This is a genomic window from Nonomuraea sp. NPDC005730 (assembly GCF_040630865.1).
Lineage (GTDB): Bacteria > Actinomycetota > Actinomycetes > Streptosporangiales > Streptosporangiaceae > Nonomuraea.
Genome location: NZ_JBEXYK010000045.1, coordinates 39,057 through 65,767 on the forward strand (window position 1 = coordinate 39,057; position 26,711 = coordinate 65,767).

The window sequence follows — 26,711 nt, forward strand, 5'->3', positions numbered from 1 at the left end:
GGCTTGGTGAGCGGGCGTGCGGCGTGCGGCTGAACAGGGTGACGGTTGATGCGACGGAAAAGCGTGGACGAGCGCATGGCAGTCCCTTTCCGCCCGACCTGGCACGCTCCACGCGCGATGAAAAGTCACCTCAATCGACACAAATGCGTGGAGGCACGATCAGGCTGCCGGATTGGAGTGGTCGGGGGTAACTGGGGCGTACGTGGAAGAGCACGTACTGCTGGGATCACCAGGTTTCATCCCGGACCACCTCCAATCACAAGAGACGCCGCAAAGCCGCCTTAACCTACCACAGGCGGGTGAACCCAAACGACGATACTCGCCGGAGGGTGCTCGGATCAGGTAGAACCACACAAAGATGCGGGCTTGTTCCGGCATTCGACGTGCCCGCGACCCGCCCGGGACCCGCGCCGGGCGAGGGGGCCGGGCCTGCGACAATGGGGCACGTGCGCGTTCTAGTCATTGGTTCCGGAGGGCGTGAGCACGCCCTGTGCCGTTCGCTCAAACTCGATCCCCAGGTCAGCGAGCTCCACTGTGCTCCCGGTAACGCGGGCATCGAAGGCGTCGCGACCGTTCATCCCGTCGATCCCGTCGATCCCGCGCAGGTGGCCGAGCTGGCCGGGCGGCTGGCGGCCGACCTCGTCGTGATCGGGCCCGAGGCGCCGCTCGTCGCGGGCGTGGCCGACGCCGTGCGCGAGGCCGGCATCGCCTGCTTCGGGCCGACCCGCGAGGCGGCCATGCTCGAAGGCTCCAAGGCGTTCGCCAAGGAGATCATGAAGGCCGCCGACGTACCGACCGCCCGGGCCCGCACGTGCGAGACCGAGGAGGAGGCCGCCGCCGCGCTCGACGAGTTCGGCGCCCCCTACGTCGTCAAGGACGACGGCCTCGCGGCGGGCAAGGGCGTGGTCGTCACGCGCGACCGTGACCAGGCGCTGGAGCACGCGCGGGCCTGCGAACGGGTGGTCATCGAGGAGTTCCTCGACGGGCCCGAGGTGTCGCTGTTCGCGCTGTGCGACGGCAGCACGGCGGTGCCGCTCCAGCTCGCCCAGGACTTCAAGCGCGCCTACGACGGCGACGAGGGGCCCAACACCGGCGGCATGGGCGCCTACACGCCGCTCCCCTGGGCGCCGGAAGGGCTGACCGAGCAGGTCATGCGCGAGGTCGTGCACCCGACGATCGCCGAGCTGGGGCGGCGCGGGCTGCCGTACCAGGGGGTGCTCTACGTGGGGCTGGCCCTGACCCGGAAGGGGCCGAAGGTGGTGGAGTTCAACGCCCGGTTCGGCGACCCCGAGACGCAGGTGCTGCTCGACCGGCTGGAGACGCCGCTCGGCGGGCTGCTGATGGCCTGCGCGACCGGCGAGCTCGGCCTCGACCCGGTGTTCAAGGACGGCTCGGCGGTGACCGTGGTGATCGCGGCGGAGAACTACCCCGACTCGCCGGTCAAGGGCGACGTGATCACCGGCCTGGCCGAGACCGAGCACGCGTACGTCATCCACGCCGGCACCACGCGCGGCCCCGGCGGCGAGGTCGTCTCCAACGGCGGCCGGGTGCTGACCGTCGTCGGCCACGGCCCCGACCAGGCGAGCGCCCGCCGCAACGCCTACGACCTCGTCGACCGCGTCGAGCTGCGCGGCTCGCACCACAGGACGGACATCGCCCGATGAAGCATCTGCACTCCGGCAAGGTACGCGACCTCTACGAGACCGACGAGGGCCTGCTGCTGATGGTCGCCTCCGACCGGATCTCGGCCTTCGACTACGTGCTGGAGCCCGGCATCCCCGACAAGGGCGCCATCCTCACGCAGATGTCGCTGTGGTGGTTCGACCAGCTCAAGGACGTCGTGCCCAACCACATCCTGGCCAGGGGCGACGACGCGCGCAGCGTGGTGTGCAAGCCGCTGCGCATGGTCCAGGTGGAGTGCGTGGCCCGCGGCTACCTGACCGGTGGCGGCCTGTCGGAGTACCGCGCGACCGGCACGGTCTCCGGGGTGCCGCTGCCCCCGGGGCTGGAGGACGGCTCCCGGCTGCCGGAGCCGATCTTCACCCCCTCGACGAAGGCCCCGCAGGGAGAGCACGACGAGCCGATCTCCTTCGAGCAGGTGGTCGCCGAGGTCGGCGCGGAGACGGCCGACGAGCTGCGGCGCATCACGCTGGACGTCTACACGCGCGGCGCGGAGATCGCCCGCGAGCGCGGCATCATCCTGGCCGACACCAAGATCGAGCTGGGCTTCGACGCCGACGGCGTGCTGACGCTGGGCGACGAGGTGCTGACGCCGGACTCGTCGCGGTTCTGGCCGGCCGACGAATGGCAGCCGGGCCGGGCGCAACCTTCTTTCGATAAGCAATATGTACGTGATTGGCTACTCTCGCCCGAATCCGGATGGGACAAATCCTCCGGAAACCCCCCACCTCGACTTCCCGAGCACGTTGTCGAGCGCACAAGGCAGCGATACCTAGAAGCGTATGAGCGCGTCACGGGGGCTCCCTTTAGCGGATGATTCGGCTGGGTCACCTGGTGTCAGCCACTACTGTTGGCCCGATCGAGCCTCACCGTTGATTTCAAGGAGCCGCACGAAATGGTCCGTTACCGCGTGCGCGGTGGCAATGCACTGCGTGGAACCGCGTTCATCCAGGGCGCGAAGAACGCCGTGCTTCCCATGATCGGTGCGGCTCTGCTCGCCGCCAAGGGCCGTACCGTGCTGCGGAACGTGCCGATCATCGAAGACGTCCGGCGCGCGGTCGAGCTGGCCGAGGCGATCGGCGCGTACGTGGAGCTGCACGAGTCCGAGCGCACGCTGGTCATCGACGCCTCCCGGCTGAGCAGCCCCGTGCTGCCGGCCGAGATCGCGCGCCGGTTCCGCGGCTCGGTGCTGTTCACGCCCGCGCTGCTCCACCGGCTGGGCGAGGCGATCGTGGAGGGCGTGGGCGGCTGCAACCTCGGCAGCCGCAACCTCGACTTCCACTACCTGGGCTACAAGCGGCTGGGCGCGGTCGTCGACGAGGGCGAGACCGTCATCCACGTCAAGGCCAGCGGCCTGACCGGCGCGACGCTCTACCTCGACACGCCCTCCCACACCGGCACCGAGAACCTGATCATGGCCGCCGCCCTGGCCAGGGGCACGACGGTGATCGAGAACGCGGCCCTTGAGCCGGAAGTGCTCGACGTCATCGACATGCTCGCCAAGATGGGCGCGCGCATCAGCGGCGGCGGCACCGGGTTCATCACCGTCGAGGGCGTGGAGGAGCTGCACGCCGTCGAGCACACCGTGATGCCCGACCGGCTCGACGCGGGCGTGTTCGCGATGGCCGCGGCGATCACCGGCGGCGAGCTCAGCCTCGTGGGCACCGGCCTCGACCTGGGCGTCGTCCGCTACAAGCTGGAGCAGATGGGCGTCGACTTCGCCCGGCAGGGAGCGGTGCTGCACGTGCGGTGCGACCGTCCGCTGCGGCCCATCAACATCATCACCGACACCTATCCCGGGTTCGCGACCGACCTGCAGTCGCCGATGATGACGGTGGCCGCCCTGGCCGACGGCACGAGCTACATCCACGAGCGCATCTTCGACGGCCGCTTCGCCCTGGCCGGCGAGCTCAACAAGATGGGCGCCGACGTCGAGGTCGACGGCAGCAGGGCCGTCGTACGCGGGCGCACTCCGCTCAAGGGCGCACAAGTCACGGCCCACGATCTGCGCTCCGGTATCGCGCTCGTGCTCGCCGGTCTGGCGGCCGAAGGAGAGACCGTCATCGAGTCCGGATACCTCATCGATCGCGGCCACGCACATCTCGCGGCGCGAATGCGCGCGCTCGGCGCGGACATTACACGAGAGATTTCTGAGCGCTAAAAAACATGAGAAAAACCGCGTTGAGCTGCTGAGACATCTTGTCGGGCGGTCAACCAGAACGACTTTCCGGAAAAGTCGGGCGTGACATTACGGCCCCCGCGAGCGATCGTTCCAAAAGAGAGCACTGCAACGGACGGCAGGATGGGACGAACATTGGTCGAGAGGGCCGAAGAAACTCCCCGAGTGTCACGCCCGGGCGCCATGACACCGGACCTCACCATCGGCGTGGTCGGACCCCACGACCTGGTCGAGCGAGTCATGCTGATGGGTCACGCCGCGGCACCGCTGCCGTGTCGCCTGGTCGCGGCCGCGTACCGCGATGAGCAGGAGGCGCCCGACAAGGTGACGCGGCTCGGTCCCGGTGTCGACGCGTGTCTGTTCGCCAGCCCGGTCCCTTATGACCTGGCCAGGCGATCAGGCGTGCTGACGATGCCCGCGACCTACGTGCAACTCGGCGGAGCGGCATTGGTGGCGGCGCTGGCGAAGGCCGCACTTGACACTCGGATGGACCCGCAACGGGTCAGCGTCGACGTGGTCAGCAGGGCGGATGTCGAGGAGGCGTACACCGACCTCGGCATACCCGCCACGGACGTGCACAGCCGCGACGAGCCCGGAGCGACGGGCACGATCGCGGCCTACCACGAACGGCTGGCCCGTCAGGGAGCCACCTCGGGGGCACTGACGTGCCTGCCCGCGGTGGCCGAACGCCTGCACGCCGCGGGCGTGCCGGTCATCAGGATCAGGCCGACCTCGGCCGCGGTCCGGACGGCGCTGCACACCGCGGCGCTGCTCGGGGCGCATCACCGGCTGGAGGAGTCGCAGCTCACCGTGGTGCTGGTGGAGGTGCCGACGCTGCGCGAGCCCGTGCGGCGCGCGGCGCCGCGCTACTGGCGCGACGAGCTGCGGCTGTCGCTGCACCGGTTGCTGGTCCAGGAGGCGAACCGGATCAACGCGACGGTCTGGCCGATCGACGATCACAGTTACCTGGTCACCGCGACCAGGGGCTCGATCGCCGCGGCCACCGACGGGTTCAGGGTGCTGCCCTTCGCGGCCAGGATCCGGGACGAGCTGGGGCTGGCGGTCGAGGTGGGCGTCGGGATGGGGCGGACGACACACGACGCGGAGTCGCACGCGCGGGCCGCGCTGGCCCGTACCCAGGCCGGCAAGCAGGCCCAGGGGTTCGCGGTGGACCGCGAGGGCCGGGCCCTCATCCCGGCCCCCCGGATGCCACCCACCGGGTCGACCGCGCTCAAGCCGAAGGGCGTGGAGGTACTGGCCAGGCTGGCGGCCAAGCTCGAAGGCGGCGACACGGTGGTCGACGCCGAGGGCGCAGGCAAGATGCTCGGGGTGACGCCGCGCACGGCTCGGCGGTTGCTGCGCACGCTGGTTGACGAGGGACTCGCGTGGCCGCTTCCGCCGAACCGCACCCCGCAGCCGGGGCGTCCGCGCCAGCTCTATCGGCTCATCGTGGAGAAGCTCGGCCCGCGGTGACCGTACGGGGCCCGTCGCCCCATTTCAGGGGCGACGGGTGCCGATTTCTTGACCTGGGGAGTCAAGGGTACGGACAATCCCCTTGACTCTTGGGGACTTATTGGTTGACCCGAGTAGATGCGGGTATGTTCTCCCACGCCCCCGATCGACGGGATTCGGACGGGGGCGCCAAACTTTCCCGCACGGCCCCTTCGGCGCCATCCTTTTTGCGGAAGGCGTCCGCAAGGGGCTGTGAGGCGGTTTGGCGGCACTGTCGGACCGGCGGGCATGTCCGGATATAGCCGGTCACCACAACCCGCCTGGGACGCTTTCAGCAGGCGCACGCGACCCCGCCACCGGCTTCAGCAGGCGCACGCGATCCCCGACACCGGCGCCGTCAGGGCGTCGATCGGCCGCCGCCTCACTCCGGACGCGGTCTCGACCGGAAAGCCCTCCCTGGCCCAGTACTCGAAGCCGCCGAGCATCTCCTTGACCGCGTAACCGAGCCTGGCGAACTCCAGTGCGGCCCGCGTGGCGCCGTTGCAGCCGGGGCCCCAGCAGTAGGTGACGACGGTGGCGTCCCGGGGGACCAGCGCGGCGGCCCCGGCGGCGATCTCGGCCGTCGGCAGGTGCACCGCTCCCTGGACGTGCCCCTGGTCCCAGCTCTCCCGGCTGCGCGAGTCCACGACCACGACGCCCGGCGCACCCGCGGCCAGGTCGGCGGCCACGTCGGAGACGTCGGTCTCGAAGGCCAGGCGGGCGGCGAAGTGGGCGAGGGCGGCGGCGTTGGGGGCGGCCGGGGTGGAGGTGACGGCTGACATCTACGACATTTCCCTTCATTGCTGGTCAGTCGCGATCGTCTCAGCCGGCCCGCCCGCTCAACAGTGGCACAAAAGCCGCCTGTCGCTAATATCGCGCCAAAGTCCTAAGTCCGATACCCGCAGGTGCTTTGTCGGAGTCGCCCGATAAAGTCATGACCCATGAGTGCGAACACCACTGACAGCCGGGCTCCCGTCCTTGTCTGGAGCGCCCTGGCGATCGTGTACGTGGTGTGGGGTTCGACCTACCTCGGCATCAGGATCGCCATCGAGACCATGCCCCCCATGCTGAGCGGCGCGCTGCGCTTCGTGACGGCCGCGCTGCTGCTCGGCGGCTTCCTGCTGATCAGGAAGGGCCTGGAGCCGTTCCGGGTGTCGTGGCGGCAGGTCTGCGGGGCCGGGCTGGTCGGCCTGCTCCTGCTGACCAGCGGCAACGGCATGGTCGCCGTGGCCGAGCAGCACATCTCCAGCGGGCTGGCCGCACTGCTCGTGGCCTCGGTGCCGCTCTGGCTCGTCGTGTTCCGGATCCTGGTCAGGGACCGGCCGGCCGTGCTGACGCTGGCCGGCGTGCTCGTCGGGTTCGGCGGCGTCGCGGCGCTGTCGCTGACCGGCGGCCAGTCGGTCGACGTCACCGGGATCGTGGTGATCCTGGTCGCCTCGTTCTCGTGGTCGGTCGGCTCGTTCCTGTCGGCGCGCATCCCCATGCCCGCCAACCCGTTCGCGGCCAGCTCGATCGAGATGCTGATCGGCGGCGCCGGCCTGGCCGTGACCGGCACGGCGCTCGGCGAACGGCTCGACCTGGCGGCGATCTCCGGGCGTTCCTGGGTGGCGCTGGCCTACCTGGTGCTGGTCGGATCGCTGGTCGGCTTCACCGCCTACACCTGGCTGCTGGGCAACGCGCCGATCTCGCTGGTCTCCACGTACGCCTACGTCAACCCGGTCGTCGCAGTGATCCTCGGCGTGCTGGTCGTGAACGAGAGCGTGACCCCGCAGATCATCGCCGGCGGGGCGGTGATCCTGGTGGGCGTCGCCCTGGTGGTCTCCACCGAACGACGCGCCAGGACCAGGACCGCGGCCCTCGCCGAAGAGGTCAGCGCCTAACCGCGAAACTCCTTGGCCGCGGCGAGGAAGGCGTCGTTGGCCTCGGGGTCGCCGATGGACACCCGGGCCCCCTCACCCGCGAACGGCCGGACGGCCACGCCCTCCACCGCGCAGGCGGCGGCGAAGTCGAGGGTGCGCTCGCCGAGCCGCAGCCAGACGAAGTTCGCCTCGGTCGGCGGAACCGTCCAGCCCTGCTCGATCAGCGACTCGCGGACGCGGCTGCGCTCCTTGACCACCCGCTCGACCCGCTCCAGCAGCTCGTCCTCGGCCTTCAGGGAGGCGACGGCGGCGATCTGCGCGAGGTGGTTGACGGCGAACGGGATGATCGTCTTGCGGACGGCCGCGGCCACGGGCTCGTGCCCGATCAGGTAGCCGACCCGCAGGCCCGCCAGCCCGTACGCCTTGGAGAAGGTGCGCAGCACGCAGACGTTCGGCCGGTCGCGGTAGAGCGTCAGGCCGTCGGGGACGTCCTCGTCGCGGACGTACTCGCGGTAGGCCTCGTCCAGGACCACGAGCACGTTCTCCGGCACGCGGTCGAGGAAGGACACCAGGGCGTCGCGGCGGATCGCGGTGCCGGTGGGGTTGTTGGGGTTGCACACGAAGACCATGCGGGTGCGGTCGGTGATCGCCTCCGCCATGGCGTCCAGGTCGTGGTCCTCGCCCGCCAGCGGCACCTGGACGGACGTGACCCCCGACAGGTCCGCCAGCAACGGGTACGCCTCGAACGACCGCCACGCGTAGACGACCTCGACGCCGGGCTCGCCGACCGACTCGAACAGCTGCTGGGCCACCGTGACAGAGCCGGCGCCCAGTGCGATGTGCTCGAACGGCACGTCGTACCGCTCGGCGAGGGCCTCGGTCAGCCCGACGGCGCCGGGGTCGGGATAGCGGTTGATCTGCCGGGCGCCCTCGGCGACGGCCTCGACCACGGAGGGCAGCGGGTCGTAGGGGGATTCGTTCGAGGAGAGCTTGTACGACCGGCCGTCGGCGGAGACCACGGCCTTGCCCGGCTTGTAGGGGGGCATGGTGTCCAGGATGTGGCGGAAACGAGGCATAGAACTACCTTAAAAGGCCACGCCCGATGAAGCATCCGCCAGCCCCCGCACGTCGAGAAGGCTCATGGCCGGGTGCGTTCCCAGCGGATCTCGCCGTCGTGCACGAGGTCGGTGGGGTGGAGGCCGGCGTGGGCGGCGACCGCGGCGGAGGCCGTGTGGCCGGGGTGGATGTGGGCGATGACCGTGCCGATGTCGTGGGTGTCGCACCAGGAGACCAGGGCGCGGGCGGCCTCGGCGGCCAGGCCGCGGCCCTGCCAGGGCACCGCGACCACCCAGGCGATCTCGGCCGTGTCCGCCTCGACGGTCGCCTGCACGTAGCCGGTCAGCCGGCCGTCGGCGCGCAGGCGGAGCACCCAGTTGCGCCAGCCGGGCGGGCCGGCGACCAGACGTTCGTAACGGGCGCGCAGCTCCTGCTCGGCGGCGGGGGCGCCGCCGATGAACTCGTGCAGGCGCGGGTCGGCGAGCACGGCCGCCATCTCCGCGGCGTGCTCGACCCGCAGGGGCACCAGCGACAGGCGAGGGGTCTCGATGACGTCCATGAGGTCGTTCGGGGTGTTCATGGGCGGGCGGTCACTCCTGGAGCATGGGCGGGTGGAGGAGCTCGGCGGGCCCGCGACGGTAGAGCTTGGCGGGACGGCCGCCGTCTCTGGTGGTGGTGGAGCCGGTCTCCACCAGGAAACCCTCGGCCTTGGTGACCTTCCGGTGGAAGTTCCGGGGATCGAGGGGGCGCCCCCAGACGATCTCGTACACCCGGCGCAGGTCCGCGACGGTGAACTCCGGCGGGCAGAAGGCCGCCCCCAGGGGCGTGTACTCCAGCTTGGCGCGGGCGCGGTCGACCCCGTCGAGCATGATGCGGCGGTGGTCGAAGGCCATGACGGCCAGCGCCTCGACCGGCTGCCAGCTCATGTGCGCCTTCTCCGAGGCCGGCAGGTCGGGGGCCAGGCCCAGGTAGGCGACGCTCAGCACGCGCTGGCGCGGGTCGCGGTCGGGGTATCCGTACGTCTGGAGCTGCTCCAGGTGCACCGGGGCGCCCGGGAGCCCGGCCCGCTCGGCCAGCACGCGGTGGGCGGCGGCCGGCAGGTCCTCGTCGAGCTGGATGAAGCCGCCCGGCAGCGACCAGCGGCGCAGGAACGGCGGGTTGTCGCGCCGCCACACCAGGGCGCTGAGTGCATGGTTGCGTACGGTGAGCACGACCAGGTCGACGCTGACCGGGATGCTCGGGACCATGGACGGCACGTTACACGGAGTCCCGTCTGCCCTATGCGGATATGCGTACGTGGAGCGGCGTCGTGGCCTCCTTGCCGGACGCCCCCTTGATCCCTATCTTGACCCATTCCCCGGGCGGCACCTGGGTCCAGTCGAACGGCACCCAGGCCGTCGCCATCCGGGCCGGATGCTCCTCCAGCGGGTCCTTGTCCAGCCAGCCGACGGCCGAGACCACCAGCTCCTTGGTGCCGCCGGACCATTCGACGAGCACGGTGCTGCCGTCGAGGTTGTAGCCGCGCACCTCGACGCCGTCCTGCGGGTCGCGGGCCCGCCTGATGGCGTCCACGGCGATCGGGCGTTGCCAGTCGCCGGCGATCTCGTCCTGGAGCGAGGGGTCGCCGCAGGTCATGAAATCGCTCCACATGTAGGAGACGATCTTCTGGACGTACCGGCCGGCCATCGTGACGGCCTGGTCGAGGCGCTTCTTGTCCGTCTGGCCGCGGGTGCCCTGCGGGGCGCACGGCTGCTTGCCGGACGGCTCGAACGCCTCCACGTTCGCCCACAGCTCCACCTCGTGACCGGCCTGGAGCATCTCGTCGCGGGCCTTGGCCATCTCCCGGTAGTAGTCGCGGGTCGAGCCGTGGTACGCGGTGCCGTACGTGGCCTCGCCCACCACCGGACGCAGCCGGTCGTCCACCTCGGTGTCGCGCTCGTCCGGCCAGAACAGGCCGACCTTGCCGGTCCCCCGGCTGTCCTGCGGGGCGATGATGCCGACGCCGGTCCGCGCCAGCGCCTTGAACGCCTCGGCCACCTGGGCCGGCGTCTGGCCGAAGCCGACCCGTTTGCGCGCGTCCAGGTACGGGCTGATCAGGATCGGCTTGCCCAGCTCCTGCTCCACGATCCGGTGCTGGTCGGCGTACACCTCAAGGGTGGGGTTGGTGGCCAGCGTGGCCGCCATCTGGACCTCGAACGGCTGGTAGACGCCGCCCAGGGCCTGCCGGTCGGCGAAACGCACGCCGTAGTCCTGCAGGATGCGCCGGGTCAGCGTGGTGAGGGTGCCGAGGTGCCGCCTGTTCGCCCTGGTCGGCGTCTCGGAGTCGCGCGGGGCGAGCGGCAGCGCGGGGAACACCCGCATGCTGAACTGGTCGGCCAGGTCGAGCAGCTCGTTCAGGCTGTCCTTGGCCGAGCCGGCCACCAGGATCAGGTCGTACGACGTGGCCTTCTTGGTGAAGTCGCAGGTGGCGTCGTCGGAGCCGTCCGGAGGGGCGACCATGCGGTAGTAGATGCGGTCGCCGACCTTGACGCTGTGTTCCATCTTGGGGCAGCGGAACAGGCCGCCGCCGAACGCCTCGTCGGTGCGGTAGACGTACGTGCGCCCGATCCGGTTGCCGGGGTTGGCCTTGCGCAGGTCCCGTTCGGCCGCGTCGTGGCAGGTCAGGCCGTCTTCCTCGCACGCCTTGTAGAGCGGGTCGAGCGTCCCGTCCTTCGACAGCACCTCACCGGTGTCGGAGACGCCGCGGAACTGCAGGCCGTACCCGATCCTGATGATCGTGTCGCCGCCGGCGCGGTGGATCTCCTGGAGCTGGTGACGCCAGGTGCACGGGTTCGACTTCGGCGTGATCCAGTAGCCGGTGACGGCGTAGAAGTTCTTGGTCGTGGTGTCGAACGTTCCACAGGGGTCGGTGAACTCCTTGACCTTCGGCGGCAGCGGCGTCGAGACGGTCCTGGACGGCTTCGGCGTGCTCGACGAGGACGCGACCGGCCGCTCGGACGACGACGGGAAGAGGATGATCACCACCGCGACCACCGCCAGGACGGCTGCGCCCACGAGCAGGAAGAGCCATCGCACGTTCAGGAACCTACCGCTCTCATGATCTGCCGGAGATGAACCGCTATCGCGTGATCCCGGCCCATGCCTCAAGCTGGGTCACGAACCGCTTGGCCGAGTTCGGCCAGTGGTGGTTCGCGCGGGCCGCGGCGTACCCGCGAGCGCCCTGCGCCCGCCGTTCGCGCACGTCGTCCCGCAGCGTCAGCGCCGCCTGCGCGACGGCCTTCGGGTCCTCCCAGGGCACGACGACGCCGCTGTCGTACCGCTCCACCAGCTCGACCGCGCGCGGTGACGGCGTCGTGATGACCGGGATGCCGTGCGCCATGTACTCCACGATCTTGGTGGGCATCGAGTGCCGGTAGTTGGGCTCGTCGTGCAGCAGCGACAGCCCGGCCAGCGCCCCGTCTAGCCGCTTGAGCGCCTCGTCGTTGGGCATGAAGTCACGCCACTCCAGCAGGCCGTCGGCGACGGCCTGGTTGAGCATGGGACGGCTCTGCGGATCGGCGTACCCGATCAGCTCCACCGTCACCCGGTACGGCTGCAGCAGCTTGGCCACCTCGACGGCCTCGAACACCCCGCGCGCCCGCGACAACCACCCGAGGTAGACCACCCGGTCGTCGCCCGGAGGCGTCACCGAGTCCGGCACCCAGGTCTCGTTCGGCACGATCAGATGGGCGTGCTTGAACCGGCCCGCGTAGGCGGTCTCGGCCAGCAGGAGGTGCATGTGCCGCTCGGCCGTGCCCTCCAGCATGCGCGCGAAGAAGCGCACCGGCGGGCGCAGGAACGAGGGCAGCCACGGCTTGAGCGACAACGTCGCCGGGGTGTCCTCGTGCACGTCCCACACCACCGGCGGCCGGTTGCGCACGCCCCAGACCGCGAACAGCAGCTCCGGGTCGTGGATCAGGACCAGGTCGACCTTGTTCCGCATGCGCTTGAACAGCCGCCGGGCGGCCCAGACGGCCGCCATGCGTTTGCGCTGGGCGGCCCTGGGCAGATCGACGCCGTTGACCCATGGACGCGGTACGACCCCGTGCGCCGAGAAGGAGGCGGCATACGTGACCTCATGACCGGCATCCACGAGGGCACGGATCTGCCGATGCAGAATTCTCGCGTCCTCGGGGTTATGCACCACCGTCATGACGAGCACGTGCACTGCGCGCAGCCCTCCGTCGCTACAGCCGCTCGACGCGTTCACCCTCGGTGAGCACACCGCGGGTGTCCAGCACGAGCTTGGCCTTCGCCTCGACCATGGCCAGATCGAACGCGGCGTGCTGCTGCAGCAGCAGCGTCACGTCGGCGTTGACCACGGCCTCGGCCAGATCCTCTTCCCGTGGCACCGGAGTGCCGTCGACCGACCACTCCTTGACGTACGGATCGGCGAACGAGAGGTCGGCCCCCAGCTCCAGCAGCGCACGCGCCACAGGCAGAGCCGGAGTTTCCCGTTCGTCGGCGATATCCGGTTTGTACGTGACGCCGAGCATAACCACTCGGGCGCCGTTCACGGGCTTCTTATGTCTGTTCAGCAGTCGCTGGACGCGGGCCACCACGTAGGACGGCATGCGCTCGTTGATCTCCTGGGCCAGCTCCACGAACCTGAACGGGTAGCCGAGCTTGCGCACGGTGTAGGACAGGTACGAGGGGTCCACGGGGATGCAGTGACCGCCGACGCCCGGCCCCGGCAGGAACTTCTGGAAGCCGAACGGCTTGGTGGCCGCGGCCTCGATCGATTCCCACAGGTTGATGCCGAGCTCGTCGCAGAAGATCGCCATCTCGTTGACGAGGGCGATGTTGACGTGCCGGTAGGTGTTCTCCAGCAGCTTGGCCATCTCGGCCTCGCGGGTGCCGCTGACCGGCACCACCTGCTCGATGAACTGCTTGTAGAACGCCGTCGCCCGGTCGCGGCAGACCGGCGTGTAGCCGCCCACGACCTTCGGGGTGTTCTTGAGCCCGAACTTCGGGTTGCCCGGGTCGATGCGCTCGGGCGAGAAGGCCAGGTGGAAGTCCACGCCGGCGGCCAGGCCCGACTGCTCCAGCAGCGGGCGGGCCACCTCGTCGGTGGTGCCGGGCCAGGTGGTGGATTCGAGCACGACGAGCGTGCCCTTGCTGAGGTTGCGGGCGACGGCCTTGGTCGCGCCCTCGACCGCGGACAGGTCGGGACGGTGGTCCTCGTCCAGCGGGGTGGGCACGCAGATGACGATCGTGTTGCTTCTGGCCAGCACGGAGTCGTCCAGCGTCGCGCTGAATCCGTTCGCCAGCATGTGATCGAGGTCGGCGTCGGTCAGGTCATCGATGTAGGACTGCCCGGCGTTGAGCGCGTCGACCTTCCGGGGGTCCACGTCCACGCCGACGACCCGCAGCCCGGCGGCCACCGCTTCCTTCGCGAGCGGCATGCCGACGTAGCCGAGGCCGATGACAGCCAAGTCGATTTCTGTCACAGCAGTGCCTTCGAGAGCCGGAAACAACACTTCATGGTCGCAAAGGTTATCTCAAGTCCACCTAGCTCACGCCTAATGCGACCGAACCCATCACAACGTACAGGCAACGTGGAGGTCATCTTTCGGCAAGCGATCGGTATAGAGCTTGATAAGTCTCGGCAACGCGGCTCCAGGTCCGCTTCGCGGCGACTTCGGCGCGTCCGGCCTCGCCCATCTCCGCCCGCCTGGCCGGGTCCTCGCGCAGGCCGGCGATCGCCTTGGCCAGCTCGGCCGGGTCGCCGGCAGGCACCAGCAGGCCGGCTCCGTCGGAGCCGACGAGCTCGGACAACGCGGGCAGATCGCTGAGCACCACCGGCTTGCCGAGCGCCATCGCCTCGACCGGCTTCAGGGGCGTGACGAGCCGGCAGACCCGCAGGTCCTCGCGCGGGCAGGCGAAGATGTCGATGGCGTCCTGGGCCTGCAGCGCCTCGTCGGGGCCGACCCGGCCGGGCAGGACGGCGTCGCGCAGCCCCAGCTCCTCGACCAGGGCGAGCAGGTTCTCCCGCTCGGCGCCGTCGCCCACGATGAGCACCCGCACCGGCGTGCGGTCGTCGCGCAGCAGCGCGGCGGCGCGCAGCAGGGTCGCGAAGCCCTCGTAGGCCACGATGCTGGACACCGAGCCGACCACGATCTCGCCGGGGGCGATGCCGTACGCGTCGCGGAACGAGGCGCCGTCGTAGTGGGCCGACAGCAGGGTGTCGTCGACGGCGTTGGGCGCCAGGTGGATGCGTTCCCTGGGCACGCCGCGCTCGACGATCTCCGTGGCCATCGTCTCGGCCAGCGTGACGACCGCGTCGGCCTCCCGCATGAGGAACGCCTCGCGCTCGCGCTGGAGCACGTGCCGCTGGCTGCCGACCCGGATCGGGTCGCGGGAGGCCCACGTCTCCTCCAGGAAGCCGCGCACCTCGTAGACGAACGGGGTGCCCGTCCGGTCGCGGACGGCGTGGGCGACCGAGCCGTTGCGGTGGTCGGTGGCGGCGTGCAGGACCTGCGGGCGCAGCTGCTCGACCAGGCGGGTGACGCTTTCGGCGCCCTTGACCATGCGGCCGCGCATCTCGAACGGCACCTCGCCGTGCCCGTCGGGCAGCAGGCGGTAGTAGGGGATGCCGTCGATCTCCTCCTGTGCGGGCGCGTCGGCGTGCCCCTGGAGCATGGGCCAGCCCCAGCTCGTCACGACGTGCGGGTCGAGCCCGGCCGCCTTCTGGGAGGTGACGATCCTGTGGGTCCGCACGGTGTAACCGGCCTGCGTGTACGGCAGCGCGTTGGTGACCAGGTGCAGCACGCGGCCCTCGACGCGCCCGCCGATGGCGACCTTCGGCGCCGGCGGGATCGGGTCGGGGCTGATGGCGGCCAGCTCACCGCGGTAGTAGGCGGCCCTGCGCTTGACGAAGGGGTATTTGGTGTACGCGTCGAGCACTTCGGCGGCCTGGGCGACCCGGCCGGCGTCCCAGTGGGCCTTCGCCTCGTTCCACGGCGCCTTGATCATGCGCATGCCGAGCTTGCGCACCATGCGCCGGGCGCCGCGGGCGGCGGGCCAGGCCACGCTGCCGACGATCGGGCGCAGCTTGGGCGGGAGCGCGTCGGCGGCGGCCTGCGCCACGCGGACGGGGTCGGACTTGACCTTGGTCACGACGACGCGGGAAACGATGACGGGGTGCTGGACGAAGCCTTTGAGAAGTCCCCCGACGCCGGCCCGGGCGGACTTCGCGGAAACCTTGGAGGAGTCTTGACGACTGGCGTCGGATGCCACGCGGTGACCGTACCATAGGCAGCGTTTTTTCCCTTCCGCTATGAAAGGCGAGGTCAATGAGGGAGAACCCCCTGGTCCTGCACGTTTTGGGTGCTCGTCCCAATTTCGTGAAAGCGGCCCCGGTGGTGCGTGCACTCGGTGAACTCGGCGTGCGGCAGGGCATCATCCACACCGGTCAGCACTACGACGCGCTGATGTCGGACGTCTTCTTCGCCGACCTCGGCCTGCCCGAGCCGGTGGCCAACCTGGCGGTGGGCTCCGGCACGCACGCCAGGCAGACCGCGGCCCTGCTCGTGGGCCTGGAGGACGTCTTCGTCGCCCAGGAGCCCGACCTCGTCGTGGTCTACGGCGACGTGAACTCGACGCTGGCCGCGATCCTGGTGGCCGCCAAGCTCGGCATCAGGACGGCGCACGTCGAGGCCGGGCTGCGCTCGTTCGACCGGGGCATGCCCGAGGAGGTCAACCGGGTCGTCACCGACGCGCTGGCCGACCTGCTGTTCGTCACCTCGCCCGAGGCCCTCGCCTATCTGGCGTCGGAGGGCGTGCCGCCGGCCAAGGTGCACCTGGTGGGCAACCCGATGATCGACAGCCTGTTCGCCGCGCTGCCCTCGCTGGACCCGGCGCCGGTGGTGGCGCGGCTCGATCTGCCGGCCCGGTACGCCGTGGCGACCCTGCACCGCCCGGCCAACGTGGACACCGCCGAGGCCGCCAGGGAACTGGTCGAGGCGGTGCTGGAGGTGTCGCGGCGGACGCCGGTCGTGGTGCCGGTGCACCCGCGCGGCAAGGCGCGGCTGGCCGAGGCGGGTCTGGTGGACGGCGACGCGATCAAGGTCATCGAGCCGCTGGGTTATGTGGACTTCCTCTCACTCGTCCGGGGCGCGGCGCTGGTCGTCACCGACTCCGGCGGCGTGCAGGAGGAGACGACCATGCTGGGCGTCCCCTGCCTGACGCTGCGGCCCAACACCGAGCGGCCGATCACGATCACGCACGGCACGAACCGCCTGGTCACGCCCGCGCTGCTGCCCGCCGCGGCGGAGAAGGCGCTCGCCGACGGCGCCGCCACGCCGGCCGGCGAGCTGCCGGTGCTGTGGGACGGCAAGGCCGGTCCGCGCATCGCGACGGTGATCGCGGCGTGGCTGAAGGGCGACAACCTGGCTCCCGCTTCCCAGGCCAAACGCCCCGAATAGCGGCTGAATCCGCCGTACTATGACATACCTCCGCTGAGCGATAGGCGTATGACCATGGCCGAAAACCCTGAGCCCCCCGCATTCCAGCGACTGGGACCCGTCAACTGGCTGCCCGAGGAGCGCAAGCTCATCGAGCGGTACGAGGCCGAGGTCAGGGAGCTGCGGCGGCGGCTGGAGATCGCCGAGGCCAAGGCCGCGTACGCGGGCTGGAAGCTGGCGGCCACCCAGGCCAAGCGCACGTTCAAGCTGGGTGAGGCCCTGGGCTCGAAGAGCCCGGGGAAGATCGTGGACGCGGTCCGGTCGAAGGACAGGGCGCCCAAGCCGCCCATGCCGGTCACCGAGGCGGTCGAGCTCGCCAACCACCGCCCGCCGCTGGTCGAGGTGCCGGCGGCGAAGTGGCCGCTCGGCCCGGTCAACCGGCCCGACCTCAAGGTGGCGGTCATCCTGGACGACTTCTCCAGGATGGCCTTCAGGTACGAGTGGGACCAGATCGAGTTCGGCCTCAAGGACTGGCCGGAGATCTTCGCCGAGAAGCGCCCCGACCTGCTGTTCTGCGAGTCGGCCTGGCACGGCAACCAGGGCCGCTGGCGCTACCAGATGACCGGCACGAACGCCCCCAAGGAGCCGCTGCGCGACCTGGTCGCCTGGTGCCGTTCCGAGGGCATCCCGACGGTCTTCTGGAACAAGGAGGACCCGCCGAACTTCGACTTCTTCATCGACACGGCCAAGCTGTTCGACCACGTGTTCACCTGCGACGGCGACATGGTGCCGAAGTACCGCGAGGTGCTCGGCCACGACCGGGTCGACGTGCTGCAGTTCGCCGCCCAGCCGCGGGTGCACAACCCGATCCAGCAGAAGCAGGGCCGCCTGCACGACGTCGTGTTCGCCGGCATGTACTTCCGCGACAAGCACCCCGAGCGCCGCGAGCAGATGGAGGTCGTCCTCGACCCGGTGCGCGAGCTCGGCCTGCACATCTTCGCCCGCAACGGCGAGGTGGACGAGAAGTACGCCTGGCCGGAGAAGTACCGGCCGCACATCGTGGGCGAGCTGCCCTACGACCAGATGCTGGCCGCGTACCGGATGTACAAGGTCTTCCTCAACGTCAACTCGGTGCTCGACTCGCCGACCATGTGCGCCCGCCGCGTCTTCGAGCTGTCGGCGTGCGCGACCCCGGTGGTGTCGGGGTGGTCGCGGGCGATCGAGGAGACGTTCGGCGAGCTGGTGCCGATCGCGCGCGAGCCGATCGAGTCGTACAACCAGGTGCTGCACCTGATCAACAGCCCCGAGCTGCGGGCCAGGATGGGCCACCTGGCCATGCGGGAGGTCTTCGACAAGCACCTGTTCTCGCACCGGGTGGACCAGATCCTGCAGAACCTCGGCCAGGCCACCGCGCCCCGGTCGCGTTCGATCTCGGTCGTGCTGCCGACCAACCGGGCCGCGCAGATCGAGCACGCGATCTCGTCGGTGGCCCGGCAGCTCCACCGGCCGCTGCAGCTCGTCATGGTCCTGCACGGGCTGGACATCGACCCGGTGGTGGTCGCCGACAAGGCCAGGATGGCCGGCATCACGGACGTCGTCGTCCTGCCCGCCGCCCCGGAGCTGACGCTCGGCGCCTGCATGAACCTGGGCATCGCCGCCGCCGAGGGCGACCTGATCGCCAAGATGGACGACGACAACCTCTACGGCGAGCACTACCTGTCGGACCTGGTGCGCGCGTTCGACTACTCCGACGCCGAGCTGGTCGGCAAGGGGGCGCACTACGCGTACTTCGAGGGCAGCAACACCACCATGCTCCGGCTGCCCGGCCTGGAGCACCGGTACTCCTTCCTCGTCCAGGGCGGCACGTTCCTCGGCAAGGCGGACATGTTCCGCTCGTACGGCTTCGCGGACATCACGCGGGGGGAGGACACCCAGCTGGTACGCCGGCTGAAGGAGGACTCCGTCAAGATCTACTCGGCCGACCGGTTCAACTTCGTCTACTGGCGCAGCGCCGACGCCTCGATGCACACCTGGCAGGCCGACCACATCAAGCTGACCCGCAACGCGCAGTTCTCCTTCGTCGGCCGCCCGGACGACCACGTGCTCATCTGAGCCTCAGCGGGTGACGCGGGCCAGGTTCTGGTCGGCCAGGCGGGCGAGCTCGTACAGGCCGGCCGCCTTCACCTTCTCGCCGACGACGAGCATGCTCATGATCAGGTGGGCCCGCCTGATCACCACCGACCCGATCTGGGCGTGCTTGTCGCCGCCGGTGGCCGTCGTCAGGTACGCCCGCGACTCGTCGCCCCTGGCCGGCATGGCCAGCTTGGCGGTGCGGTAGGTGACGTCCGCGCCCTCGACGGTGGCCTTGTACAGGGCGCACTGCGGCGGCAGCGGCGCCGGCATGGACGCCGACGGCATCGACACGACGGCCTGCGTGATCGAGCCGCGCGCGGCGGAGAAGGCGATCACGGCGGCGGGCGCCCGGGCGACCTCCGGCTTGGCCGCGTCGAGTTGTGCGGCCCCGGCGCACTCCGGACGTTCCAGCTTGGCCTGCTGGATGGCGGCCAGCCCCTCCTGGGTGGACTTGAGCGAGCCGAACGCCCCCATCTCCGGCCCGTACGCGATGCGCATGCCCTTGGGCACGGGCAGCAGGGCGGCGCGCAGCCGGGCCGCCTCCACCGCCGAGGAGGACGCGGCGGGCTGCGCCGACCCGGCGGCCTGGTTCCCGGCCTCGCCGGCGGAACATCCGGCGACGACCATCATGCTCAGACATACCCCCGAAATAGCCTTAAGCACGAATTCTCCCCTTGCTCTAGCGGCTTTTTCGAAAACGCTAGAGGAAGGGGCGAGTAAGGAGCCGAGTAACGTCGCTATTCGCGGAATTCGGGGGGTTCACGAGGAATTTCGGGCTGGCGAGGGATTTCGGGTTCGCGAGGGGCTTCGGGTTCGGCGCCGTTCCGGCTTCCGCCGTTGAGCAGCGCCCTGGCCAGGCCGATCCCGGTGCCGCCGAGCGTGAGCGCCTTGGCCAGAAGCTCCTCCACGCCCTGGGCGCCGTTCAGCACCACCATGTGGTCCACGTTCCCGAACGCCTTCGCGCCCGCCTCGACGACCTCCGGCCAGCGCTCGGCGAGCTGCTGGGCGATGACCGCCTCCTGGTTCTCCTTCAGCGCCTCGGCCCGCGCCCTGATCGCCTCGGCCTCGGCCAGGCCCAGCGCCCTGGCCGCCTGCGCCTCGGCCAGCCCGCGCGCCTGGGCGGCCTGGGCCTCCGCCTCGCCCGCGATCTTGGTGGCCGCGCCGGCCGCCTCGCCGCGCAGCCGTACGGACTCGGCCTCGGCGGCGGCGGCCAGCTTGACCTGGCTCGCCTGGGCCCCGGCGCGCAGCTCGGTCTCCTGGGCCTCGGCCTGGGCCTGCGCGATCCGGGCGTCCCGGTCGGCCTGCGCGAGCGTGACGGTCTCGTACGCCTTGGCGTCGGCGGGCTTGCGCACCTGCGACTGGAGCCGCTGCTCGGCGAGCTGGGCCTCCAGCTCGGCCGCCCTGGTCTCCTGGACGACGACCTCCTGCCGGGCACTGGCCTCCGACAGCGGCCCCGCCTGCCGGGTCGTGGCCTGTGCCCGGTCGATCTCGGCCTGGTAGGCGGCCCGCTTGAGCTGCGCGTCGCGCTGGGCGGCGGCCTTGTTGGCGGCGGCGATCTGCTCGGCCTCGGTGGCCTCCTGGTCGCGCTGGGCCTGGGCGATGCGGGCGACGGCGGCGACCCTGGCGGCGTGCGGCTTGCCGAGGTTGGCGATGTAGCCGGTCTCGTCGTCGATCTCCTGGATCTGCAGCGAGTCGACGATCAGCCCGAGCTTGCTCATCTCGTCGGCGGCCGAGGCCCTGGTCTCGCTGGTCAGGCGCTCGCGGTTGAGTATCAGGTCCTCGATGGTGAGGTTGCCGATGATCGAGCGCAGGTGCCCGGTGAACAGCTCGTGGATCGCGCTGGTCATGAAGTCCTGCTGGTCGAGGAAGCGGCGGGCGGCGTTGGCGATCGAGGACAGGTCGTCGCCGACCTTGTAGATGACCACGCCGCGGATGTGCACGGGGATGCCCTGCTGGGTGACGCAGGAGACCTGGAGATTGGCCGCCCTGGTGTCCAGGCGCAGCCGCCGGGCGGCCTGGAAGCCGGGGAGCACGGCCGTGCCCTTGCCTGTGATGATCTTGAAGCCCAGGCTGTCGACGCCCTCGCCCCGGCGACGCGCCCCCAGACCGGAGATGATCAGCGCCTCGTTGGGCTCGGCGACCCGCCAGACGGCCTTGAACAGCAGAATCACGATGACGACCGCGACGACCGCGGCTCCGGCGACGATGAAGAACTCGGGGGACATCGGGCCCTCCCTAGACGAGTGCTCTGGCCACGTAAACCGTCCGCGGGGGGAAGTACTCCACCACGACGACGATGGCGCCGAGGCCGAACTCCTCGTCCGGCAGGTTGGGGTGGGCGTAGAAGGCCTCCACCCCGCCCCTGACCGGGATCATGACCTCGCCGACGAGCCCTGGGCCGATCTTTCCGGTGACCCTGCCCTGCTTGCCGACCACCGCGCTCCCCCCGCTCGCTTCCATTCCGGACGCTACTCCAAACGGGCATTCGCGGTAATAGGCCACGCAAAATGTTTCTCGAACCGCTGCGCGCCCCTGTGAGGCTTTTGGCCGAAGTGCCGATGATCGCCCTCATGAGCAGGAATCCACGCGACCGCGGGATGGATGTGCCCATTTCCCGCCGTGACTTGTTCGACGGGATTGCGGTGAGCGCTCTGGGATGTTCGGCGGCGAAGGCCGTCGTCAATGCCGCGGAACCGGCCGGCGGGCTGCGCGGGGACACCGCACAGGCGGTCGCCGTGCCGCACGCGCTGCGCGACGGCCGCTTCTGGCGGCACGCGGGGCCGCCCGAGCCCACCGGCGAGAGCTACGACCTCGTGGTGGTGGGCGGCGGGCGCAGCGGTCTCAGCGCGGCGGAGGAGTGGCTGCGCCGGGAGCCGGGGGCCCGCGTGCTCGTCCTGGACAACCGCGACCCCGGCGAGCACGGCGGCCCGGCGGGGTTCGGCGCGCGCCCGGCCGTACGCGTGATGTGCGACAAGGAGAGCTTCGGCGCCGACACGCTGGTCCCGGCCGGCCGGCTGGAGGAGCTGCCGCTCGCCGCGGGGGCCGTCGGCGACCTGCGCATGCTGCACGACGACCCGCCCGACTGGTTCCCCGGGCTGTCGCGGGAGGACAAGCAGGAGCGCCTGGCCGGGCTGACCTACTCCCGGTTCCTGCTGGAGGTCTGCGGCGTGCATCCCGACGCGGAACGGTTCTGCCGGACGCTGCCGTGCGCCGAACGGGCCTACGACGGCCGGGCGCTCGGGGCGGTGGACGCCTGGGCCGCCGGCTACCCGGGGTTCGGCGGCCTGGGGCTCGACAAGCCCTCGCGGTACGCCTCGGCGGCCGGGCCCGCGACCGGGAGCCCGCTCGGGGCCGCGCGGGCGGTGTTGCGGCCGTCCAGCCCGGTGGTCTCGGTACGGCACGGGGACGCGTCCGTGGTGGTCGCGTACTTCGACGGGCATCGGGTCAGGACCGTCGGGGCCGAGTCGGTGATCATGGCCTGCTGGAGCGCGGTCGTGCCGCACCTGGTGCCCGACCTGCCCGAGCAGCAGCGGCGGGCGTTGGGCCAGGCGGCCCGGCTGCCGGTCCTGGAGGCGAGCGTGCGGCTGAGCGGCGGCCGGGCGCGGATCGGGCGCACCCGCTGGACGGGCGCGTTCTGGTGCCTGAGCGAGCCCGCGCCCGAGGGGTTGCGCCTGCTGGCCACGCCGTGCCGGTCGGAGCTGGGGCCCGTGGCGGGGGCGGCGGCGGGCCGGCGGGAGATGATGGCGACGCCGTACGACCGGCTGGCGGAGGGCGTGCGCGACCAGGTGGCCCGGCTGCTGGGCCCCCGGGCCGGCGTCGAGGCGGTCACCGTCCACCGCTGGGGGCACGGGCGGCCGGTGGCGTACTGCAGGCCCTGGCACCCCTTCTACCCCGACGGCCCCTTCCCCGCCGACGTCGCCCGCAGGCGGTTCGGACGCATCGCCATCGCCGGGTCGGACACCGAACCGGCGGCCGGCGGCGACGCGGCCGTGGTGGCCGCGCACCGGGCCGTGCGCGAGCTCACCGCGTGAGGCCCTGGCCGCGTTCGAGAGCTCCGGCTACGCCTTCAACGCCCTGTTCACCGCCGACGGCCTGTCGCCGGCGCGGCTCGTCGAGACCGGGACGTGTACACGCCGGTGAACTGGGCCGGACGCATCGTGATCCCGCTGGTCGCGCTGGGGTGGCTCTGGCGGGTGCTGCGCGCGGCCCGCCGGGAGAACGAGATCATGCCCCAATAATCACGGTAATCATCCTGTTCCTCCCACTGCGCCGGAACCATAAACGGTGCTAGTCTCCTGTGCGATCTTCCGGAGGTGTATTTACACAAGGTGTGGAAATGCCCCCGACTCGAGGTTGGGACATGGGCTCGCGAAACCGGTCAATTCGGTTCAAGATCTTTTTATTGCTGCTGCTACCCCTCCTGTCTCTCAGCGCGCTGTGGGGTTTCGTCCTCAACCTGACCATGGGCGACGCACAGTCACTCCTCCGGGCCGACACGCTCTACGAAACACTCGGCGTCACCTCCACCGACCTGGGCGTACAGCTCCAGGTCGAACGGGTGCGCTCCGCCGAGGCGCTCACTACCCGTGAACTCACCGAGGCCCTGGGCGCGCAGCGGGCCCGTACGGACAAGGCGGCGGCCGACTTCGAGCACGCCGTCACCGAGGCGGGCGACGCGATCGGCGACGACCTGCGGATGCCGCTCGAAGCCCTGACCGCCCACCTCGACCGGCTCGGCACCATCCGCGCCGACATCGACGGCGGCATCAGCTCCCGCCTGGCCGGCCTGGACGCCTACAACAAGGTGCTCGACAGCGTCTTCGCCCTCTACGACCACCTGATCTCCGTCTCCGACCTGACCGTCTTCCAGCAGGCCACCTCCCTGCACGCCATGGGCAGCGCCCGGGAGTACATCGCCAGGGAGCACGCCCTCATCGTCGGCGCGCTGGTGGACAAGCGGCTGACCGAGCCCGAGCGGGCGGCCTTCACCGAGTACGCGGCCTCCAGGAAGTTCCTGCACGCCCGCGGGCTGGCCGGGCTCGACGTGCCGCTGCGCAGGCCGTTCGAGCAGGTGTTCGCGTCCCAGCCGTTCCTGACCTTCTCCTCGCTGGAGTCCAGGATCGTCAAGACCGGGACGCCGCCCGCCGACGCCGAGGCGTGGAGGAGCGCGGTGGACCGGCTCACCACCGAACTGGACCGCGACAGCGCCGCCGCCGCCGAGGCGCTGGCCGGCCGGACCTCGCGGGCCGCGACCGGCACGGTCGTCGAGATCGCCGTCGCGGGCGGCCTCGGGTTGATAGCCGTGCTCGCGTCGATCATCATCTCTGTACGCTTCGGTCGCCGCCTGGCGGGCGAGCTGTACGGGCTGCGTACCGCCGCGATCGAGCTGGCGGAGGTGCGCCTGCCCGACGTCGTGGACAGGCTGCGCAAGGGCGAGGACGTGGACGTGCGGAAGGAGGCCAGGGCCATCAGGGTGAGCGGATCGGCGGAGATCACCGACGTGGGCCGGGCCTTCGCGTCCGTGCAGCGCACGGCGGTGACGGCGGCCGTCGGGCAGGCCGCGCTGCGCCGCGGGGTCGGGCAGGTCTTCCTCAACCTCGCCAGGCGCAAGCAGGGCCTGCTGCACCGGCAGCTCGGGCTGCTCGACGGCATGCAGCGCCGCACGCACGACCCCGACCGGCTGGAGGAGCTCTTCCGCCTCGACCACCTGACCACCCGCATGCGGCGGCACGCCGAGAGCCTGATGATCCTGTCGGGGGCGCCCCCCGCGCGGGCCTGGCGCAGGCCGGTGCCCGTGATCGACATCGTCCGGGCCGCGGTCGCCGAGGTCGAGGACTACACGAGGGTCAACGTCGAGGCCATGCCGGTCAGCGCGTTCGACGGCGGGTCCGCGGCCGACCTCACGCATCTCGTGGCCGAGCTGATCGAGAACGCCACCATCTATTCACCGCCGGACACCGTGGTCCAGATCCGCGGCGACGTGGTCAGCAACGGCTACGCCGTCGAGATCGAGGACAAGGGGCTCGGGCTGTCGGCCGTCGAGTACGCCGCGATCAACCAGCTGCTGGCCGCGCCGCCCGAGTTCGACCTGGCCGACAGCGACCGGCTGGGCCTGTTCGTGGTGGCCAGGCTGGCCGAACGCCACGGCGTCAAGGTCCAGCTCCGCCGCTCGCCCTACGGCGGCACCGCGGCCATCGTGCTCGTGCCGCGCTCGCTGGTGACCGAGCAGGCCGCGCTGACCGCCGGCGACGACGACGGCCTGCCTGCGGAGCTGCCGAGCCGTACGAAGAAGGCCCTCGCGGTGGTCACCTCGGGCACCCACGCAGGACTGCCCAGGCGCGTGCGCCAGGCGAACCTGGCGCCGCAGCTCCAGGAAGAACCGCCGGAGCCGGAGCCGCAGGCCGAACGCTCTCCCGACGAGGTACGCGATCTGTTCTCCGCGTTCCAGCGGGGAACCCAACGTGCCCGAGAAGAAGCCTCCGAGGAGGAGCCCATGAGCAAGGGGGACGCATGACTGCGCAAACCACCAACACCGGTGAGCTGAACTGGCTGCTGGACGACCTGGCAGGCCGGGTCGCCGCCGTCCGCCAGGCGGTCATCCTTTCCACCGACGGCCTGGCCGTCGGGTACTCCAAGGGATTGACCCGCGAGGACGCCGAGCACCTGTCGGCCGTGGCCGCGGGCTTCCAGAGCCTGGCCCGCGGCACCGGGCGCCATTTCGGCGGCGGCGACGTGCGCCAGACCATCGTGGAGATGGAGAGCGCGTTCCTGTTCGTCACCGCGGCCGGCCAGGGCACCTGCCTGGCCGTGATCGCCGAGGCGAACGTCGACGTCGGGCACATCGCGTACGAGATGGCGATGCTGGTCAAGCGGGTGGGCCAGCACATCACCACCAACCCGCGCGCGGGAACGGCATGACCGACGCCCCCCGCTGGTACGACGAGGAGGCCGGGCCCGTCGTCCGGCCCTTCGCCCTCATCCGAGGCCGGACGCGCTCGTCGGGAGACGCCTTCGACCTCGTCGCGTCCGTGCGTGCGCTCGCCGACCAGGCGGACGACCACGGTCCGGAACAGCAGCTCATCCTGCGGGCGGCGCGGAGCCCGATCTCGGTGGCCGACCTGGCCGTCGAGCTCGACCTGCCCGTAGGCGTCGTCCGGGTGCTGCTCGGCGACATGCGTGACCACGGCCTCATCTCGGTGACGTCGCCCTCGGCAACGGGGTCGCGTTCGAATGAGCGCATTCTCAAGGAAGTGATCAATGGACTCCGTGCTCTCTGAGGACCCCGTCGCGCTGAAGATCCTCATCGCGGGCGGGTTCGGCGTCGGCAAGACCACCCTGGTCGGGTCGATCAGCGAGATCAAGCCGCTGCGCACGGAAGAGGTGCTCTCCGACCGCGGGATCGGGGTCGACGACCTCGACGGCGTGGAGGCCAAGACGACCACCACCGTGGCGATGGACTTCGGCCGCATCACGATCCGCGACGGACTGGTCGTCTACCTGTTCGGCACCCCCGGCCAGGAACGGTTCTGGTTCATGTGGGACGAGCTGTCCTACGGCGCGCTGGGCGCGGTCGTGATCGCCGACACCCGGCGGCTGACCGACTGCTTCCCGTCGGTGGACTACTTCGAGCAGCGCGGCACGCCGTTCGTGGTGGCCGTCAACTGCTTCGAGGGCGCGTCCCAGCACAGCGTGGACGACGTGCGCATCGCGCTCGACCTCGACGACGACGTGCCCGTGATGCTGTGCGACGTGCGGCGCAGGGCCTCGGCCAAGGAAGTGATGATCACCCTGGTCGAGCACTCCCTGCGGACGCTCACCGCCGCCAACTAGGACGCGCGGCCCGCCGCGGACCCCGGGCGCGCGCGGCCC

23 protein-coding genes are annotated in these 26,711 nt (G+C 70.7%); 12 read left to right on the forward strand and 11 right to left on the reverse strand.

Going from position 1 to position 26,711, the window contains the following annotated elements; genetic code table 11:
- The first annotated feature begins 446 nt into the window (after positions 1-446).
- The 4 genes from purD to ABZ444_RS35855 all read left to right on the forward strand — a co-directional run bounded on the left by purD (position 447) and on the right by ABZ444_RS35855 (position 5,332).
- Positions 447-1,664, forward strand: coding sequence for a phosphoribosylamine--glycine ligase (purD, locus tag ABZ444_RS35840; protein WP_357965999.1), 1,218 nt, complete (start codon positions 447-449; stop codon positions 1,662-1,664).
- Positions 1,661-2,497 (forward strand): phosphoribosylaminoimidazolesuccinocarboxamide synthase, encoded by an 837-nt coding sequence (locus tag ABZ444_RS35845; protein ID WP_358006964.1) that lies wholly within the window; start codon positions 1,661-1,663, stop codon positions 2,495-2,497. The genes purD and ABZ444_RS35845 overlap by 4 nt, the downstream gene beginning before the upstream one ends.
- 78 nt (positions 2,498-2,575) lie before the next feature.
- Entirely contained in the window at positions 2,576-3,841 is a 1,266-nt protein-coding gene (gene murA / locus ABZ444_RS35850) for a UDP-N-acetylglucosamine 1-carboxyvinyltransferase (protein WP_358006967.1), read from the forward strand.
- Positions 3,842-4,042: 201 nt separating this feature from the next.
- Positions 4,043-5,332, forward strand: a complete 1,290-nt coding sequence (locus ABZ444_RS35855; RefSeq protein WP_125644142.1) for a GTP cyclohydrolase IIa — start codon at positions 4,043-4,045, stop codon at positions 5,330-5,332.
- Between the two features lie 341 nt (positions 5,333-5,673).
- On the opposite strand, the gene ABZ444_RS35860 is transcribed toward ABZ444_RS35855, so the two are convergent.
- Complete coding sequence (locus ABZ444_RS35860; RefSeq protein WP_358006970.1) at positions 5,674-6,132, reverse strand: rhodanese-like domain-containing protein; 459 nt, start codon at positions 6,130-6,132, stop codon at positions 5,674-5,676.
- Between the two features lie 159 nt (positions 6,133-6,291).
- Between ABZ444_RS35860 and ABZ444_RS35865 the strand changes: the two genes are divergently transcribed.
- Positions 6,292-7,230, forward strand: coding sequence for an EamA family transporter (locus ABZ444_RS35865; RefSeq protein ID WP_358006973.1), 939 nt, complete (start codon positions 6,292-6,294; stop codon positions 7,228-7,230).
- On the opposite strand, the gene hisC is transcribed toward ABZ444_RS35865, so the two are convergent.
- From hisC to ABZ444_RS35900, 7 genes are all read right to left on the reverse strand, one after another.
- Complete coding sequence (gene hisC / locus ABZ444_RS35870; protein WP_358006976.1) at positions 7,227-8,285, reverse strand: histidinol-phosphate transaminase; 1,059 nt, start codon at positions 8,283-8,285, stop codon at positions 7,227-7,229. The genes ABZ444_RS35865 and hisC overlap by 4 nt on opposite strands.
- 62 nt (positions 8,286-8,347) lie before the next feature.
- Positions 8,348-8,845, reverse strand: coding sequence for a GNAT family N-acetyltransferase (locus ABZ444_RS35875; RefSeq protein ID WP_358006979.1), 498 nt, complete (start codon positions 8,843-8,845; stop codon positions 8,348-8,350).
- 10 nt (positions 8,846-8,855) lie between these two features.
- On the reverse strand, positions 8,856-9,512 hold the full coding sequence (locus tag ABZ444_RS35880; RefSeq protein ID WP_358006982.1) for an NUDIX domain-containing protein: 657 nt from the start codon (positions 9,510-9,512) through the stop codon (positions 8,856-8,858).
- 31 nt (positions 9,513-9,543) lie between these two features.
- Positions 9,544-11,340, reverse strand: coding sequence for a DUF4434 domain-containing protein (locus ABZ444_RS35885; RefSeq protein WP_358006985.1), 1,797 nt, complete (start codon positions 11,338-11,340; stop codon positions 9,544-9,546).
- Positions 11,341-11,383: 43 nt separating this feature from the next.
- Complete coding sequence (locus ABZ444_RS35890; protein WP_358006988.1) at positions 11,384-12,472, reverse strand: glycosyltransferase; 1,089 nt, start codon at positions 12,470-12,472, stop codon at positions 11,384-11,386.
- 19 nt (positions 12,473-12,491) lie between these two features.
- On the reverse strand, positions 12,492-13,739 hold the full coding sequence (locus ABZ444_RS35895) for a nucleotide sugar dehydrogenase (protein WP_358006991.1): 1,248 nt from the start codon (positions 13,737-13,739) through the stop codon (positions 12,492-12,494).
- Positions 13,740-13,869: 130 nt separating this feature from the next.
- Positions 13,870-15,543 (reverse strand): glycosyltransferase family 4 protein, encoded by a 1,674-nt coding sequence (locus ABZ444_RS35900; RefSeq protein ID WP_358006994.1) that lies wholly within the window; start codon positions 15,541-15,543, stop codon positions 13,870-13,872.
- Positions 15,544-15,599: 56 nt separating this feature from the next.
- Between ABZ444_RS35900 and wecB the strand changes: the two genes are divergently transcribed.
- The gene (gene wecB, locus ABZ444_RS35905; RefSeq protein ID WP_358006997.1) at positions 15,600-16,730 is read left to right on the forward strand and encodes a UDP-N-acetylglucosamine 2-epimerase (non-hydrolyzing); all 1,131 of its coding nucleotides are present in this window, start codon (positions 15,600-15,602) and stop codon (positions 16,728-16,730) included.
- A gap of 54 nt (positions 16,731-16,784) precedes the next feature.
- Complete coding sequence (locus ABZ444_RS35910; RefSeq protein ID WP_358007000.1) at positions 16,785-18,821, forward strand: glycosyltransferase; 2,037 nt, start codon at positions 16,785-16,787, stop codon at positions 18,819-18,821.
- 3 nt (positions 18,822-18,824) lie between these two features.
- Here ABZ444_RS35910 and ABZ444_RS35915 read toward each other — a convergent pair whose 3' ends face one another.
- From ABZ444_RS35915 to ABZ444_RS35925, 3 genes are all read right to left on the reverse strand, one after another.
- A complete protein-coding gene (locus ABZ444_RS35915) occupies positions 18,825-19,472 on the reverse strand; it encodes a hypothetical protein (RefSeq protein ID WP_357965963.1) in 648 nt (215 codons plus the stop codon).
- A 107-nt stretch (positions 19,473-19,579) separates the two neighbouring features.
- The gene (locus tag ABZ444_RS35920) at positions 19,580-21,067 is read right to left on the reverse strand and encodes an SPFH domain-containing protein (RefSeq protein ID WP_358007003.1); all 1,488 of its coding nucleotides are present in this window, start codon (positions 21,065-21,067) and stop codon (positions 19,580-19,582) included.
- Between the two features lie 10 nt (positions 21,068-21,077).
- Positions 21,078-21,302: a hypothetical protein gene (locus tag ABZ444_RS35925; RefSeq protein WP_358007006.1), complete on the reverse strand. Its 225-nt coding sequence runs from the start codon at positions 21,300-21,302 to the stop codon at positions 21,078-21,080.
- A gap of 182 nt (positions 21,303-21,484) precedes the next feature.
- Between ABZ444_RS35925 and ABZ444_RS35930 the strand changes: the two genes are divergently transcribed.
- From ABZ444_RS35930 to ABZ444_RS35950, 5 genes are all read left to right on the forward strand, one after another.
- Positions 21,485-22,873, forward strand: a complete 1,389-nt coding sequence (locus tag ABZ444_RS35930; protein WP_358007009.1) for a hypothetical protein — start codon at positions 21,485-21,487, stop codon at positions 22,871-22,873.
- 371 nt (positions 22,874-23,244) lie between these two features.
- Positions 23,245-25,356: a nitrate- and nitrite sensing domain-containing protein gene (locus tag ABZ444_RS35935; protein ID WP_358007012.1), complete on the forward strand. Its 2,112-nt coding sequence runs from the start codon at positions 23,245-23,247 to the stop codon at positions 25,354-25,356.
- The gene (locus ABZ444_RS35940) at positions 25,353-25,760 is read left to right on the forward strand and encodes a roadblock/LC7 domain-containing protein (protein ID WP_352318060.1); all 408 of its coding nucleotides are present in this window, start codon (positions 25,353-25,355) and stop codon (positions 25,758-25,760) included. Before ABZ444_RS35935 ends, ABZ444_RS35940 begins: the two co-directional genes overlap by 4 nt.
- Positions 25,757-26,119: a DUF742 domain-containing protein gene (locus tag ABZ444_RS35945; protein WP_358007015.1), complete on the forward strand. Its 363-nt coding sequence runs from the start codon at positions 25,757-25,759 to the stop codon at positions 26,117-26,119. The genes ABZ444_RS35940 and ABZ444_RS35945 overlap by 4 nt, the downstream gene beginning before the upstream one ends.
- Positions 26,100-26,672 carry an ATP/GTP-binding protein gene (locus ABZ444_RS35950; protein ID WP_358007018.1) on the forward strand — a complete coding sequence of 191 codons (573 nt, stop codon included), beginning with the start codon at positions 26,100-26,102 and terminating at the stop codon, positions 26,670-26,672. Before ABZ444_RS35945 ends, ABZ444_RS35950 begins: the two co-directional genes overlap by 20 nt.
- Positions 26,673-26,711: the final 39 nt, after the last annotated feature.

Bases quoted from the DNA above. Each gene is read 5' to 3' on its own strand.
- hisC (WP_358006976.1), bottom strand. From the start codon at position 8,285: ATGCCTCGTTTCCGCCACATCCTGGACACCATGCCCCCCTACAAGCCG.
- wecB (WP_358006997.1), top strand. From the start codon at position 15,600: ATGAGGGAGAACCCCCTGGTCCTGCACGTTTTGGGTGCTCGTCCCAAT.
- ABZ444_RS35940 (WP_352318060.1), top strand. From the start codon at position 25,353: ATGACTGCGCAAACCACCAACACCGGTGAGCTGAACTGGCTGCTGGAC.
- ABZ444_RS35860 (WP_358006970.1), bottom strand. From the start codon at position 6,132: ATGTCAGCCGTCACCTCCACCCCGGCCGCCCCCAACGCCGCCGCCCTC.
- ABZ444_RS35845 (WP_358006964.1), top strand. From the start codon at position 1,661: ATGAAGCATCTGCACTCCGGCAAGGTACGCGACCTCTACGAGACCGAC.
- ABZ444_RS35915 (WP_357965963.1), bottom strand. From the start codon at position 19,472: ATGATGGTCGTCGCCGGATGTTCCGCCGGCGAGGCCGGGAACCAGGCC.
- ABZ444_RS35875 (WP_358006979.1), bottom strand. From the start codon at position 8,845: ATGAACACCCCGAACGACCTCATGGACGTCATCGAGACCCCTCGCCTG.
- ABZ444_RS35910 (WP_358007000.1), top strand. From the start codon at position 16,785: ATGGCCGAAAACCCTGAGCCCCCCGCATTCCAGCGACTGGGACCCGTC.
- ABZ444_RS35865 (WP_358006973.1), top strand. From the start codon at position 6,292: ATGAGTGCGAACACCACTGACAGCCGGGCTCCCGTCCTTGTCTGGAGC.
- ABZ444_RS35925 (WP_358007006.1), bottom strand. From the start codon at position 21,302: ATGGAAGCGAGCGGGGGGAGCGCGGTGGTCGGCAAGCAGGGCAGGGTC.
- ABZ444_RS35855 (WP_125644142.1), top strand. From the start codon at position 4,043: ATGACACCGGACCTCACCATCGGCGTGGTCGGACCCCACGACCTGGTC.
- ABZ444_RS35880 (WP_358006982.1), bottom strand. From the start codon at position 9,512: ATGGTCCCGAGCATCCCGGTCAGCGTCGACCTGGTCGTGCTCACCGTA.
- ABZ444_RS35945 (WP_358007015.1), top strand. From the start codon at position 25,757: ATGACCGACGCCCCCCGCTGGTACGACGAGGAGGCCGGGCCCGTCGTC.
- ABZ444_RS35920 (WP_358007003.1), bottom strand. From the start codon at position 21,067: ATGTCCCCCGAGTTCTTCATCGTCGCCGGAGCCGCGGTCGTCGCGGTC.
- murA (WP_358006967.1), top strand. From the start codon at position 2,576: ATGGTCCGTTACCGCGTGCGCGGTGGCAATGCACTGCGTGGAACCGCG.
- ABZ444_RS35950 (WP_358007018.1), top strand. From the start codon at position 26,100: ATGGACTCCGTGCTCTCTGAGGACCCCGTCGCGCTGAAGATCCTCATC.